Source organism: Brachybacterium sp. NPDC056505 (assembly GCF_042794925.1).
In the GTDB taxonomy this organism is placed as follows: Bacteria; Actinomycetota; Actinomycetes; order Actinomycetales; family Dermabacteraceae; genus Brachybacterium; species Brachybacterium kimchii.
Window position 1 is genome coordinate 292,403 of the sequence record NZ_JBHTSV010000001.1, and the last position, 12,622, is coordinate 305,024.

At 71.5% G+C, this 12,622-nt stretch carries 11 protein-coding genes; 7 read left to right on the plus strand and 4 right to left on the minus strand.

Features of this window, described 5'->3' with window-relative positions:
* The first annotated feature begins 22 nt into the window (after positions 1-22).
* The 5 genes from ACFQ53_RS01355 (at position 23) to ACFQ53_RS01375 (ending at position 5,241) form a co-directional block, all read left to right on the plus strand.
* Positions 23-757: a GntR family transcriptional regulator gene (locus ACFQ53_RS01355; protein ID WP_377854227.1), complete on the plus strand. Its 735-nt coding sequence runs from the start codon at positions 23-25 to the stop codon at positions 755-757.
* A complete protein-coding gene (locus ACFQ53_RS01360) occupies positions 754-1,761 on the plus strand; it encodes an ADP-ribosylglycohydrolase family protein (protein ID WP_377854230.1) in 1,008 nt (335 codons plus the stop codon). Before ACFQ53_RS01355 ends, ACFQ53_RS01360 begins: the two co-directional genes overlap by 4 nt.
* Positions 1,762-1,801: 40 nt before the next feature.
* Complete coding sequence (locus tag ACFQ53_RS01365) at positions 1,802-3,307, plus strand: purine-cytosine permease family protein (protein WP_377854233.1); 1,506 nt, start codon at positions 1,802-1,804, stop codon at positions 3,305-3,307.
* 35 nt (positions 3,308-3,342) lie between these two features.
* Positions 3,343-4,290: a PfkB family carbohydrate kinase gene (locus ACFQ53_RS01370; protein WP_377854236.1), complete on the plus strand. Its 948-nt coding sequence runs from the start codon at positions 3,343-3,345 to the stop codon at positions 4,288-4,290.
* 132 nt (positions 4,291-4,422) lie between these two features.
* Positions 4,423-5,241, plus strand: a complete 819-nt coding sequence (locus ACFQ53_RS01375) for a hypothetical protein (RefSeq protein WP_377854238.1) — start codon at positions 4,423-4,425, stop codon at positions 5,239-5,241.
* Between the two features lie 90 nt (positions 5,242-5,331).
* On the opposite strand, the gene ACFQ53_RS01380 is transcribed toward ACFQ53_RS01375, so the two are convergent.
* A complete protein-coding gene (locus ACFQ53_RS01380) occupies positions 5,332-6,201 on the minus strand; it encodes an alpha/beta fold hydrolase (protein WP_377854241.1) in 870 nt (289 codons plus the stop codon).
* 64 nt (positions 6,202-6,265) lie between these two features.
* A complete protein-coding gene (locus ACFQ53_RS01385; protein WP_377854244.1) occupies positions 6,266-7,030 on the minus strand; it encodes a FadR/GntR family transcriptional regulator in 765 nt (254 codons plus the stop codon).
* A 201-nt stretch (positions 7,031-7,231) separates the two neighbouring features.
* Here ACFQ53_RS01385 and ACFQ53_RS01390 point away from each other — a divergent pair, with 201 nt between their 5' ends.
* The gene (locus ACFQ53_RS01390; protein ID WP_377854246.1) at positions 7,232-8,905 is read left to right on the plus strand and encodes an L-lactate permease; all 1,674 of its coding nucleotides are present in this window, start codon (positions 7,232-7,234) and stop codon (positions 8,903-8,905) included.
* A gap of 40 nt (positions 8,906-8,945) precedes the next feature.
* Here the strand turns inward: ACFQ53_RS01390 and ACFQ53_RS01395 are convergent, their stop codons facing one another.
* Positions 8,946-9,857: a hypothetical protein gene (locus ACFQ53_RS01395; protein WP_377854249.1), complete on the minus strand. Its 912-nt coding sequence runs from the start codon at positions 9,855-9,857 to the stop codon at positions 8,946-8,948.
* 303 nt (positions 9,858-10,160) lie between these two features.
* On the opposite strand from ACFQ53_RS01395, the gene ACFQ53_RS01400 reads away from it, so the two are divergent.
* Entirely contained in the window at positions 10,161-10,460 is a 300-nt protein-coding gene (locus tag ACFQ53_RS01400; RefSeq protein ID WP_377854252.1) for a hypothetical protein, read from the plus strand.
* Between the two features lie 72 nt (positions 10,461-10,532).
* Here the strand turns inward: ACFQ53_RS01400 and ACFQ53_RS01405 are convergent, their stop codons facing one another.
* On the minus strand, positions 10,533-12,179 hold the full coding sequence (locus ACFQ53_RS01405; protein ID WP_377854255.1) for a helix-turn-helix domain-containing protein: 1,647 nt from the start codon (positions 12,177-12,179) through the stop codon (positions 10,533-10,535).
* Between the last annotated feature and the right edge of the window lie 443 nt (positions 12,180-12,622).

Sequence of the window (12,622 nt, forward strand, 5' to 3'; positions counted from 1 at the left end):
TCGATGGTGTACATGTAGCTACATGTATACACAGGTTGCGCGGAGCAAGCGGCAGTCGATCGTCGACACGCTCGCCGGCCGCATTCGGGCAGGGGAGTACGAGCCCGGGACGAAGCTCGAGGGCGAGCACCGCCTCGCCGAGGAGTTCGGGGTGTCCCGCAGCACCATCCGCCAGGCGCTGAGCGAGCTGCAGCACCAGCGGCTGATCGCCACGGAGACCGGACGCGGGTCCTTCGTCATCTTCGACGGCCACCAGCTGGATCAGGACCGCGGATGGGCGCAGTCGATGGCCTCCGCCGGCAGCGACGTGACCGCCGAGATCCTCGGCATCGAGCCCGTGGGGCGCGACGAGGTGCCTCTCCTTCCCGCGGACGTCGACCTGACCAGGGCCGTCGCCGTGCGCCGCGTGCGCAGTCTGCGGGTTGCCGACGGAGACGACGTCCCGGTCTCCTTCGAGTGCGCCTCCGTCCCCGCCATCGGGATGCTCGCGGATCTCCCCGCCGCAGGTCTCGTCGAGGACTCCCTCGCCTCCACACTCCGGGCGGCGGGGCTCGTCCCCGTGCAGGGCACCCAGCGGGCCGACATCCGCCTCCTCGACGCGCGCGAGGCGGGGATCCTGCGCCGCGATGCCGGGGAGGCCTTCCTGCGCACGTCGCGCACCTCCTTCGACTCCGACGGTCGATTCGTCGAGCACGTCGTCTCCCTCCTCGACCCCCAGCACTTCTCCCTCGCGCTGACCTTCGGAGGCGAGCGATGAGCGCCGCCGGACACTCGACGACGGCCCTCGACCGCGCGCACGGCGCGCTGCTCGGCCTCGCGATCGGCGACGCCCTGGGAATGCCCACGCAGTCGCTCCCGCGTTCCGGCATCAGAGCCCGCTGCGGCCGGATCGAGGGCTTCGTCGCGGGGGCTCCGGACCAGCCGATCGCCCCCGGGATGCCGGCGGGCTCCGTCACCGATGACACGGAGCAGGCGCTGATCCTCGCGCGGCTCGTGGTCGACGGCGGCGGCCGCGTGGACGAGCACGCCTTCGCCGACGCGCTGATCTCCTGGGAGCAGGACATGATCGCTCGCGGCTCCCTCGACCTCCTCGGGCCCTCCACACGCTCGGCGCTCGCGAAGCTGCAGGCCGGAGAGCCCGTCGAGGAGACCGGCCGCTACGGCACCACGAACGGTGCAGCGATGCGCATCGCGCCCGTCGGCATCGCCCACGCGCCGGGCCCGCACCTGCTGGAGGCCGTCGTCCAGGCCAGCAGAGTCACCCACAACACGGGGCTGGGGATCTCCGGCGCCGCGGCCATCGCCGCCGCGGTGTCGGCCGGCGTGGACGGCGCTGACATCGACCAGGCGCTCGACGCCGCGACGTCGGCCGCGGCCGACGGCGCCGTGCGCGGGAACTGGATCGCGGGCGGCTCGATCGCTCAGCGCTTCTCCGTCTTCCGCGGCCCCGTCGGCGGGATGGCACGAGAGGACGTCGAGGACTTCCTCTACGACGTCGTCGGCACCTCCGTGCAGTCGCAGGAGTCGGTCGTCGCCGCTCTCCTGCTCGTCGAGCGGGGCAGCGCAGATCCCTTCGACGCGCTCTGCACCGCGGCCTCCCTCGGCGGCGACACCGACACCGTGGCGGCCATGGCCGGCGCGGTGCTCGGCGCCGTGCACGGCGCCGCGGCGTTCCCCGCCGAAGCCCTCCGGATCGTCCAGCAGGTCAACGACCTCGACCTCGAGCCCATCGCGCGGCGGCTCCTCGCCCTGCGCTCCTGAACCCTCGTCCCTCAGACCCCTCGTCCCTAAGGTGCCGATGATGCCCACCGAGATTCCCGACCCCGTGACCGCCCCGCCGACGTATCCCGCGGACGCCGCGCACGCCGACGCACCCCCTGTGCAGGACGGAGCCCTCGGCTCCCTCGAGCAGCGGGGGATCGAGCCGGTCCCCGAGGAGGAGCGGCACGGCAACCCCCTGGAGCTGTTCTGGGTGTGGTTCGCCGCCAACATCTCGGTGCTGGGACTGCCGCTGGGCGTCAGCCTCATCGCGCTCGGCCTCTCCGTGTGGCAGTCGATCCTCGTCGCCGTGATCGGCGCGTTCGGCTCCTTCGCGATCGTCGGCCTGATCTCCATCGCGGGGCGCCGCGGCGGAGCGCCCAGCCTCACCCTGTCCCGCGCGATCTTCGGAACCCGTGGAAACGCCGGACCGACCCTGGTCGCGCTGCTCTCCCGCCTGGGCTGGGAGACCGTCAACACGTCGACCGCAGCCCTCGCCGTGGTCACCATCGCGTCGCTGGTCCTGGGCACCGGTGCCGACGCGAAGTCCGCCCCGCTGGTCGCGGTCGTCGGGGTCGTCCTGTTCGTCGGCTTCACCGTGTCCGTCTCCGGCATGGGGCACGCGATCATCCTGGTCGTCCAGAAGTGGTCCACCTGGATCTTCGGCGCGGTGAACCTGGTGATCCTCGCCTTCCTCGTGTTCCGGATCGACTGGGCGCAGGTGGCTCAGGCGCCGAACGGCACCACTGCCGCGGTGCTCACGGGCATCGGGACGATCGCTGCGGGCACCGGCATCGGCTGGGCGAACTCCGGGGCCGACATGGCCCGCTACCAGGCGCCCTCCGTCCGTGCACTGTCGCTCGTGGCCTCCGCGTCCGCCGGTGCGGGCATCCCCCTCGTCATCATGATCTCGATGGGGTCGATGCTCGGCGCGTCCGACGCGGCGATCGCGACGTCCGCCAATCCTCTCGACACCATCCGCAGCACGCTGCCGCACTCCATCGCGGTGGTCTATCTGCTGGTGTCCTTCGTCGGACTGCTGCTGTCCAACCATCTCTCGGTCTACTCGGCCGGGCTCACGACTCTGACGCTCGGGCTGCGCGTGAGGCGCGTGTACGCCGTGATCGTCGACGTCGTGGTCACGACCACCGCTTCGCTGCTGTTCCTGCTGGTCGCCCACGGCTTCTACGGTCCGTTCATCACCTTCATCTCGTTGCTCGCCGTGCCGATCTCCGCCTGGGTCGGGATCTTCCTGGTCGACCTCGCGAAGCGGCAGAGCTACGACCCCGTGGCACTGCTGGACCTCACCCCGGGCAGCAGGTACTCCTACACAGGCGGGGTGCGCTGGGCCGCCGTCGTGCCGTGGGTCGTCGCGATCGCCGTGGCCGCGCTGTTCATGCAGATCAGTCCGGGCTCGACGCCCTGGTACACCGGTCCGCTGTTCGACACGTGGATCGGGGTCAACGGCATGGCATGGTTGCTCGCCGCGGTCATCGGCGGAATCCTGTACGCCCTCGTCGGTCTGCGCGGCGTGGAGCGCGACGCATGAGCGGCGGCGACTCGGGTGCGGCGACAGGACCGCGTGTGATCCACACGGGGCAGGCCGTCGTGGACGTCGTGCTGCGGATCCCCGGCCTGCCGGAGCCGGGAGGCGACGTCTTCACGACCGAGCACGTGCTCGCTGCCGGCGGAGGCGTGAACACGATGGCGGCAGCGGCCCGTGACGGGGCCCGCGTGGTGTACGCGGGCAGCCACGGCACGGGGCCCTTCGGCGACCTCGTGCGTGCGGCGCTCGAGAACGAAGGGGTGGACCTCGTGTCGGGCCCGGATCCTTCGCGTGACACGGGCTTCAGCATCGCCCTCGTCGACGCCGATGCCGAGCGGACGTTCGTCTCCACGGCCGGGGCCGAGGCGCACACAGGCCCCGATCAGCTGCGCTCCTCTCATCCGCAGCTCGGAGACGTCGTGTGCGTGTCGGGGTACTCCCTGGCGCACGAGACCAATCGCGCAGCACTCCTGAACTGGCTGCCGGCCCTGCCAGTCGCCCTTGTCGTCGTGGACCCCGCTCCCGTGATCGGCGACGTGGACCTGGACGCCGTCCGGACAGTCCTGGAGCGTGCCGACGTCTGGACCACGAACGAGCGAGAGGCGCGAATCCTCGTCGACCGCCTCGGGGGGGACGCCGGAGGCGCCCCTGCCCGCGGGACCTCGGCCCCTGAGATCGCGGAGATGCTCTGCCGGCTCTCCGGGACGACGATCGTGCTGCGCGCCGGGGCCGACGGGGCGTACATCGCGCAGCCGGGCGGGGGCGTCCTGCCGGTGGCGGGGTGCGTCGTCGAAGCCATAGACACGAACGGCGCCGGCGATGCGCATACGGGAGTCCTCTGCGCCCGTCTCGCCGCAGGAGCGCGGCTCTCGGATGCCGTCCGACGGGCGAACGCCGCCGCAGCGCTCGCCGTCACTCGTCGTGGGCCCGCCACGGCTCCGCTCGCAGCGGAGACCGACGCGGCTCTCGTGTCACTTTCGCGCTGATCCGGCGTCGGCTGTCAATGCCCGTCGACCGCGGCGCGCGCCGGCAGCTATGGGACTCCACGGCGAAGTTCTCGCCGCGCCGCGTCACCCCGCAACGGTTGGTTCGTCGGTCCTTCGGAGCAGAATGCGCACATGAGACCGACCAGCGATCCGGCAGAGGGGCCTGGGGAGAGCACGGGCGCCGCCCCGCCCGACGGCGTCCCGGTCTTCGACGCCCTGTGCGCCCACTATGCCCAGGGGCTCGCGAGCGGCGGTGACGTGCGCTGGCTCGCCCACGCGTGGTCCACGCTGGCTGTCGTCGGCGAGGTGCCCGTCCAGATCCCGTCGAACGGGATCGAAGGGGCCGACGCGCGCATCCGCCTGGCGGCGCTCGCCCTGTTCGGCACCACCTATGACGGCACGGACGAGGAGCCCGAGCCGCCCGCGATCCTCGAGGGGCCCCATGCCCTCGCCCCGGTCGACATGGCCGCGTGGATGGCCGCGCATGACCTGATGACCGTCGCCCAGCTGCAGGCCGAGGCCGAACGCGTCGACCCGGACGGCCCGACGGCGGACGCCCCGACGGCGGACGTCCCGGCGGCAGACAGCGCGGCCCGGGAGCAGTCCGACACCTACCCGGCCCGGGACGCCCCGGTCACCGACCCTGCCCTGTGCACGGAGGACGTCGAGTTCGCGATCGACGCGGTCGCCGGCGAAGTCATCAGCGCCTACTCGCGGCTGCGTCCGCACGTCGTCGCGCTCTTCGCCGAGCTCTGGGCGCAGAGCTACCCCGCGTCGGACCCGGAGGACGCGGACGACTCCCGCAACGGCGGGACCTTCGTGTTCCCGCACTCGACCTACCCGCTGCCCGACAACGAGACGCTGATGATCCTGAACGACAACGGCAGCGACACGGAGAAGCGCGCCGCCATGCTGCGGCTCTTCGCGCAGATGCAATCGCTGAGGAGCTGAGCCGTCCGCAGCGGTGCGCAGAGGCCCCGCATCCGGGCCCGGCGCCGATCGGGCTCGATTCGGTCAATCCGACTCGATCAGCCGACGCGATCAGTCCGCGAGAAACCCTGTGATCAGCGCGTTCACCCGCTCGGGGCACTGCCGGTTCGACCAGTGCCCGGCCCCGTCGATCAGTTCGAAGATCGCGCCGGGGATCGCCTCCGCCGCGGCGCGCGAGCGCTCCGGCGCCACGGCCACGTCCTTGCTGCCCTGGATGATCAGCGTCGGACGCTGGATGCGATGCAGGTCGGGGCGCAGGTCGACGTTCATGCGCCGGAAGCCGATCGAGGCGTTCTGCCAGTCCGAGGAGGCCGAGCCGTGGGCGAGCACGTCGGCATGGAACTCGTCGACGATGTCCTCGAGATCGTCGACGGGGCCCGCGAACAGGCTGGTGCGGGCGAACCACGCGCACGCCGCGCGGCTGCGGAAGACCAGCGACGGCAGCGTCCGGTTCAGCAGGCGGCATCGCGCCGTCACCCACAGCAGCTGATGGACGAGGGGCGGGAACGACAGGATCCCGGCCGGCGCGAGCGCCACCAGTCGCGAGACGCGCTCGGGCCGCTCGATCGCGTACGCGAGGGCGAGGGCGCCGCCCTGCGAGAGGCCGACGAGGTCGACCGCGTCCAGGTCGAAGTGCTCGAGGACGGCGTCGATGCAGCGCAGCATCCGCTGATGGTCCGCCGTCCCGTCCCAGGGGATCGAGCCGCCCTGCTTCGGCCAGTCCAGGGCGAGCACGCGATGGGACTCGGCGAGGACGGGGATCAGTCGTCGCCAGCTCAAGGAGGCGCTGTCGTTGCCCGCACCGCTGAGGAGCAGCACGGGCGAGCCGTGCTCACCGCGCGTGATCACCTGCAGGGAGCCCTCGAGCTGCGGTATGCGCACCACGTCGCCGAGCTCGGAGCCGAACGGGGCCGCCGTCATGCCCGCTGCCTCCTCGGCTCGGCGGAGCGGTCGCGCACGACGGCCCGTCGGCCCCGGGACCGGCTCATCCCCACAGGCTCGCGTAGGCGGCGCGGATATGGGCCTCGATGCGCTCGGAGGCCAGCTGCGCGGACCCCTCCTCGATCGTCTCCAGGATGCCGTGGTGCTCCGCGCGCAGCCTCGCGATCAGCGTGTCGGAGTCCTCCAGGGTGCCGAAGGCCTGCAGGATCGGCAGCCGCATGGACTCGCGGATCGCGATCGTCATGTCGGTGACCAGACGGTTGTGACCGGCCTCGGCGAGGGCCACGTGGAAGGCGGTGTCGAGCTCGTTGAACTGGGCGCGATCGATGCCGGGCTCGTCCATGTCCCGGAGGATCTCGCGCAGTCCCGAGAGGTCCTGCGCGGAGGCATTGCCCGCGGCCAGGCTCGCGCTCGAGCGCTCGAGCATGACGCGCGCCTCGAGGACGTCGGCCATCGGGAAGCTCGACAGCGCGACGTGCAGGCGCAGCAGTCGGGTGAGGGCATCGCTGGTCTCCGCCACGACCTGGGTGCCGGCGACCGGCCGCGAGCCCACGGCGGACCGGACGGCGCCCTGCGCCTCGAGCGTGCGGATCGCCTCGCGCACCGCGGCGCGGCTGACCTGCAGCTTCTCGGCGAGGTCGCGTTCGGCCGGGAGGGTGTCGCCCACGTGCAGCGCGCCGCTGGTGATCTGCTCCTCGATGCGCTCGACGACGAGCTCGTAGGCGCGGCTGCGGTGCACCGGCCGCCAGGCGTCGGTCCGCGCTGCGCGGGGGAGCTCCGAGCCCTGGGCTGAGGACGTCGTGGTCACGACACGGCTCCCTTCGCGGCATTGACATGTGCTGCGCGCCACCCTAGCGTGCCGCTGTGTGGTCAGACCACTGATCGGTCCGGCCCACTGCCGCAATCCACGTCACCGTCGACGGAGAGCCCCTCACGCGCAGACCTCGCGCGGGCTCGGTGTCGCGGGCGACGGCCGTCCCCCGTCCCGAGACCCCTGAGCGAGGTTCCCATGTACCAGCCCGTCCTCGATGCTCTGGGCGGTTCGCTCCTGCTCACGGCCCTGGTGGCGATGCTGCCCCTGGTGGTCCTGTTCGTGCTGATCGGGGTCGTGCGGCTGACGGCCTGGAAGGCGGGGCTCATCGCCCTCGTCCTCTCGCTGCTGGTCGCCGTGCTCGCCTACGCCATGCCCGTGGGCCAGGCACTGCTCTCGGCCACCGAGGGGGCCGCCTTCGGGTTCTTCCCGATCCTGTGGGTCGTCATCAACGCGATCTGGGTCTACAACATGACCGTGGTGACCGGGCACTTCGACGTGCTGCGGCGCTCCTTCGCGAAGGTCAGCGACGACCAGCGGATCCAGGCCGTCATCATCGCCTTCTGCTTCGGCGCCCTGCTCGAGGCGCTCGCCGGCTTCGGCACGCCCGTGGCGATCACCAGCGTCATGCTCCTGGCCATCGGCATCAAGCCGCTGAAGGCCGCCGTGGTCGCGCTCGTCGCCAACACCGCGCCGGTCGCCTTCGGCGCGCTCGCGGTCCCCATCACCACGCTCGCCAAGGTCAGCGGCCAGGACGAGCACCTGCTCTCCTCGATGGTCGGGCGCCAGACGCCGCTGCTCGCGGTGATCGTGCCGATGATCCTGGTGTTCATCATCGATCGGCGCAGGGGCCTCGTGCAGACCCTTCCAGCCACCCTGACCTGCGGCATCGTCTTCTCGCTGGCGCAGTTCGTCACCTCGAACTTCATCTCCACCCAGCTCACCGACATCGTCGCCGCCCTCGTCGCGGCGCTCGCCGTGGTGCTCCTGCTGCGCGTCTGGCAGCCGCGCGGGGCCTTCGTCCCCGCGGCCGATGCCGACGAAGCGTCCGGCCGATCCCAGGCCTCCGGCGCCGGCGTCCGCACCCCCGAGGAGATGGCCGAGGCCGATCGCGACGCGCACGACACCACGGCCGACGTGGTCCGCGCATACGCCCCCTACGGCATCATCGTGGCGCTGTTCGTGGTCACGCAGCTGCCGGGCATCAAGGACCTCATCGCCCACGAGGCGCTGAACCCCTCGTTCCAGTGGCCCGGGCTGCATCTGCTGAACGCCGCAGGCGAGCCCTCGACCATCCCGACCTTCAAGCTCGACATCCCGGCCTCCGCGGGCACCTGGCTGGTGATCGCGGGCCTGATCTCGATCCCCGTCATCGGCATCTCCCCGGCCCGCGCCTGGAGGGCCTACACCGGCACGTACAAGCAGCTGGCCGCGGCGATCGTCACCGTGATGGCCGTGCTCTCGCTCGCGTACGTCATGAACGCCTCCGGGCAGACCTCGACGCTGGGCACCTGGCTCGCGGCCTCCGGCGGCCTGTTCGCCCTGGTCTCCCCGGTGCTCGGCTGGATCGGCGTGGCCGTCACCGGCTCGGACACGTCCTCGAACTCGTTGTTCGGCGCCCTGCAGGCATCGGCCGCCCAGCAGGCCGGCCTCGAGCCCCTGCTCACGGCCTCGGCGAACTCCTCGGGCGGCGTGCTGGGCAAGATGATCTCCCCGCAGAACCTCGCGATCGCCGCCGCGGCCGTGGGGCTCGCGGGCAAGGAGGGGGAAATCCTGCGGCGCGTGCTGCCCTGGTCGATCGTCTTCCTCGCGCTCATGTGCGTGATCGTGTTCCTGCAGTCCACGCCGGTGCTCGCCTGGATGATCCCCTAGGGGCGTCGGGCTGCCGGGACGCAGGCCCTGCGCGGGCCGGTCAGTTGTTGTCCGCGAACACCGCGTCCATGACGGGCACGGTCTCGGGCTTCCCCTTGTCCACGGAGCGCTGCGCGGTCCAGGAGGTGCCGTCGTCGCCGCGGTCGAAGGTCTCCTCGATGAGCTCGTCGGTCAGCAGCTCGGAGCCGTCGTCGCAGCGGTACCAGCTGAGCTTGTCGTGCCAGTGCTTGTCGTGGTCGTGGGAGATCGTCGAGCACTGGATGCCGTTCTCGCTGCCGTCGTCCAGCTGGACGAACAGGGGGATCAGGTCGCCGTCGCCCTGGTCCATGTCCCCGTCGGCGGCGGTGGGGGAGTCGAAGCGGATCGCCGTGTGGTCGACCGCGGAGGTGATGCACATGGCCACCGTCTCGCCCTCGGCCATGTCGCACGCCAGGGCGCCCGCGGCCGTCGGCCCGCAGATGAACATGTCGTCGTCCTGGGCGTAGGGCGAGCGGGTCTTGCCGCCCATCTCGCACAGGTCCTCGTCGACGTCCTCGATGGTCCAGGTCTCGTCGATCCACAGCGTGTCTATCGAGGTCGATCCGCCCGAGGTCGATCCGCCCGTGGTCGAGCCGGAGTCGTCGTCCCCGTCCTGGCCGTCGGACTGGTCGGAGTCGCCGCCCCCGGATCCCGCAGACGGATCGCCGGAGGCGTCGCCCCGGTCCTCCGACGGATCGTCCGACGGGGAATCGTCCTCGCTCGGCGTCCCGCTGCTCTCGTCGTCCGCGATCTCCGCGTCGGCGTCGTCCGACTCCGCGTCGGTGCTCTCCTCGCTGGGCGCGTCGTCGTCGCCGGACTGCTCGGTGGTCGCCTCCGCCGTCGTCGGCGGATCCTCCTCGGAGTCGGATCCGCACGCGGCCAGGCCGAGCACGAGCACTGATGAGGCGGCGCATAACGTGAAGATGCGGCGCATGGAGTTCCCCCTCCGTCATGCGGCGCCGGCGCCGATGCCGACGTCGTCCCCGGCCGCGCAGTGCACCGCTGGTGCGGCGCGCTCCCCACGGCGGCCTGGTGCCATCCCAGCGGACCCGGTGCCCGCGTGCAACCGATTCGGGCATACAGGCGGGTCGCGATGCGTGTCCCGGGGCCGGCGTCGGGGCGTCACGCCGATCGGGCGCGGGCCGCGCTACGGTGATCCGGTCGGGTGCCGCTGCGGTCCTTCCGGGGCCGCGGGACGCGCGTTCCCGCCGCTGCGCAGAAGGAGCTCCGAGCAACGATGCCCTCCACCTCCACGCCGAATACGCCCGTCCCCACGCCCTCAGGGCCCGCACCCACCGGGCGCGCCCCCTCCCGCTGGTCCTATCGCTCGGCGGGCTCGCTGCTGTCGATCTGCTCGACGAACTCGACGCTGTCCATAGGCAGCGTCGGCTCGTTCCTTTCCATCGGATCGATCGGCTCGTTCTGCTCCGTGCTCTCGATCGGCTCCGCCGTCTCCGTGCTGGCGGTCCTCTCGTGGGCCTCGCGGGGCGCCGTGCTGTCGGCCCGGTCGCGGGGCGGGGTCATGAGGGCGCGCTGAGCGGGCCGGCGGCGGGACGTCGGGCCCACGAGGTGTCGCCTGCCCGACGCCCGCCGCGCGAGCGGGCCCCGCTCAGATGTCCCGGAACGTCTCGATCCGAGCCCCCAGGGCGTTCAGGCGCTGGGCGAGGTCCTCGTATCCGCGGTTGATGACGTAGACGTTGCGCAGCACGGACGTGCCCTTCGCCGCGAGCATGGCCAGCAGGATGACGACCGCCGGGCGCAGCGCCGGCGGGCACACCAGCTCCGCGCCGCTCCAGTGGGTCGAGCCGTCGATCAGCACCCGGTGCGGGTCCATGAGCTGCACGCGCGCGCCGAGCTTGTTGAGGTCGGTCAGGTAGATCGCGCGGTTCTCGTACACCCAGTCGTGCAGCTGGGTCTGTCCCTCGGCCGTCGCGGCGATCACCGCGAAGAACGGCAGGTTGTCGATGTTCAGGCCCGGGAAGGGCATCGGGTGGATCTTGTCGATCGGGGCCCGCAGCTGCGAGACGTGCGTGGTGATGTCCACGAGACGGGTCTTGCCGTTGGCCGCGAGGTACTCCTCGGTGCGGTCGTAGGTGAAGCCCATGTCCTCCAGCACCGCGAGCTCGATCTCCATGAACTCGATCGGCACGCGGCGCACGGTGATCGAGGACTTCGTGACGATCGCGGCGGCGATCAGGCTCATCGCCTCGATCGGGTCCTCGCTGGGGGCGTAGTCGACGTCGGCCCGGATCTCCGACTTCCCGTGCACCCGCAGGGTCGTGGTGCCGATGCCCTCGATCTCGACGCCGAGCTTCTCGAGGAAGAAGCAGAGGTCCTGGACCATGTAGTTCGGGCTGGCGTTGCGGATGATCGTCTCGCCCACGTAGCGGGCGGCGGCCATCAGGGCGTTCTCGGTGACGGTGTCCCCGCGCTCGGTGAGGACGATGGGCCGACGGGGCCCGGCGCCCGGGGTCGCGCTTGCCTGGTAGTGGCCCTCGGTCGCGACGACCTCGAGGCCGAAGGGCCGCAGCGCCGTCATGTGGGGCTCGACGGTGCGGGTGCCCAGGTCGCAGCCGCCCGCGTAGGGGAGCTGGAACTCCTGTTCGCGGTGCATGAGCGGGCCCAGGAACATGATGATGCTGCGGGTCCGACGGGCGGCGCCGGCGTCGATCGAGGCCAGATCCAGGTGCTCGGGCACGTTGATCTCGAGGTCGTTGTTCTCGTTCAGCCAGCGGGTGCGCACGCCGATCGAGGAGAGCACCTCGAGCAGACGGTTGACCTCCTCGATGCGCGCGACCCTACGCAGCACCGTGGTGCCGCGGTTCAGCAGTGAGGCGCACAGCAGCGCGACTCCGGCGTTCTTCGAGGTCTTCACGTCGATCGCGCCGCTCAGCGTGGTGCCGCCCTCCACTCGCAGGTGCGAGGGGGCCGACGATCCGATGCCGACGATCCCCGAGTCGAGGGCCGCTCCGATCTTCGCGAGGGTGTCGAGGGTCAGGTTCTGCTGGCCCTTCTCGATCCGGTTGATCGTGCTCTGCGAGGTGGAGAGCTTTTCAGCGAGCTGCGCCTGGGTGAGGCCCGAGTGGAGGCGGGCGTCGCGGATGAGGGAGCCGATCTCGTTCCGGTAGTCCTGGTCGCCCGCACCTGCACCGGCAGCGGCGGACGCCGCGGCGGCGAGCTGTGCGGAGGGGGCAGAGGGCGCGGTGGAGCCGTCTGCGGGACGGGTCTGAGAGGTGAACTCGTCGGTCGTCGTCATGCTCGGGAGCGTATCTCATCTATGAGATACCGGCAGGCAGTGTGATCGGGAAGACGTCGGGGGAATGGGCGCTCGCCTTCCGCGCGCGGTGTCGCGCGTCGAGAGGAAGGCCTCCTTGCGAGATGAGAGGTCGGGCGGGCTCGGTGCCCGCGTCGGCGCCGGCGCCGGCGTCGGCGCCGATGCCGACGCCGGGACCGTGTGCCGCTGCAGCCGCGTGGGGGAGGGGAAGAGGGAGGGGGGTCCGTGTCCTCGGCCAGGGGTGTGCGGAGGCTATGAGTTGCGGTGGGAAATGACCGCTGAGCCCCGAGCGGGCATGGCGTACATTTCCCACCGCAACTCGTAGCGCCGGGACAACGACCCCGCGCCGCCACGTCCGACGGGACCGCGACCCCGCGCCGCCGCGTCCGACGGGACCGCGACCCTGCGTTGCCATGCCCGCTGGG

What these genes read in the sequence shown, in the direction of transcription:
- ACFQ53_RS01400 (WP_377854252.1), top strand. Translation starts at nt 10,161, where the DNA reads ATGCCCTCCACCTCCACGCCGAATACGCCCGTCCCCACGCCCTCAGGG.
- ACFQ53_RS01390 (WP_377854246.1), top strand. Translation starts at nt 7,232, where the DNA reads ATGTACCAGCCCGTCCTCGATGCTCTGGGCGGTTCGCTCCTGCTCACG.
- ACFQ53_RS01405 (WP_377854255.1), bottom strand. Translation starts at nt 12,179, where the DNA reads ATGACGACGACCGACGAGTTCACCTCTCAGACCCGTCCCGCAGACGGC.
- ACFQ53_RS01360 (WP_377854230.1), top strand. Translation starts at nt 754, where the DNA reads ATGAGCGCCGCCGGACACTCGACGACGGCCCTCGACCGCGCGCACGGC.
- ACFQ53_RS01380 (WP_377854241.1), bottom strand. Translation starts at nt 6,201, where the DNA reads ATGACGGCGGCCCCGTTCGGCTCCGAGCTCGGCGACGTGGTGCGCATA.
- ACFQ53_RS01375 (WP_377854238.1), top strand. Translation starts at nt 4,423, where the DNA reads ATGAGACCGACCAGCGATCCGGCAGAGGGGCCTGGGGAGAGCACGGGC.
- ACFQ53_RS01355 (WP_377854227.1), top strand. Translation starts at nt 23, where the DNA reads ATGTATACACAGGTTGCGCGGAGCAAGCGGCAGTCGATCGTCGACACG.
- ACFQ53_RS01395 (WP_377854249.1), bottom strand. Translation starts at nt 9,857, where the DNA reads ATGCGCCGCATCTTCACGTTATGCGCCGCCTCATCAGTGCTCGTGCTC.
- ACFQ53_RS01365 (WP_377854233.1), top strand. Translation starts at nt 1,802, where the DNA reads ATGCCCACCGAGATTCCCGACCCCGTGACCGCCCCGCCGACGTATCCC.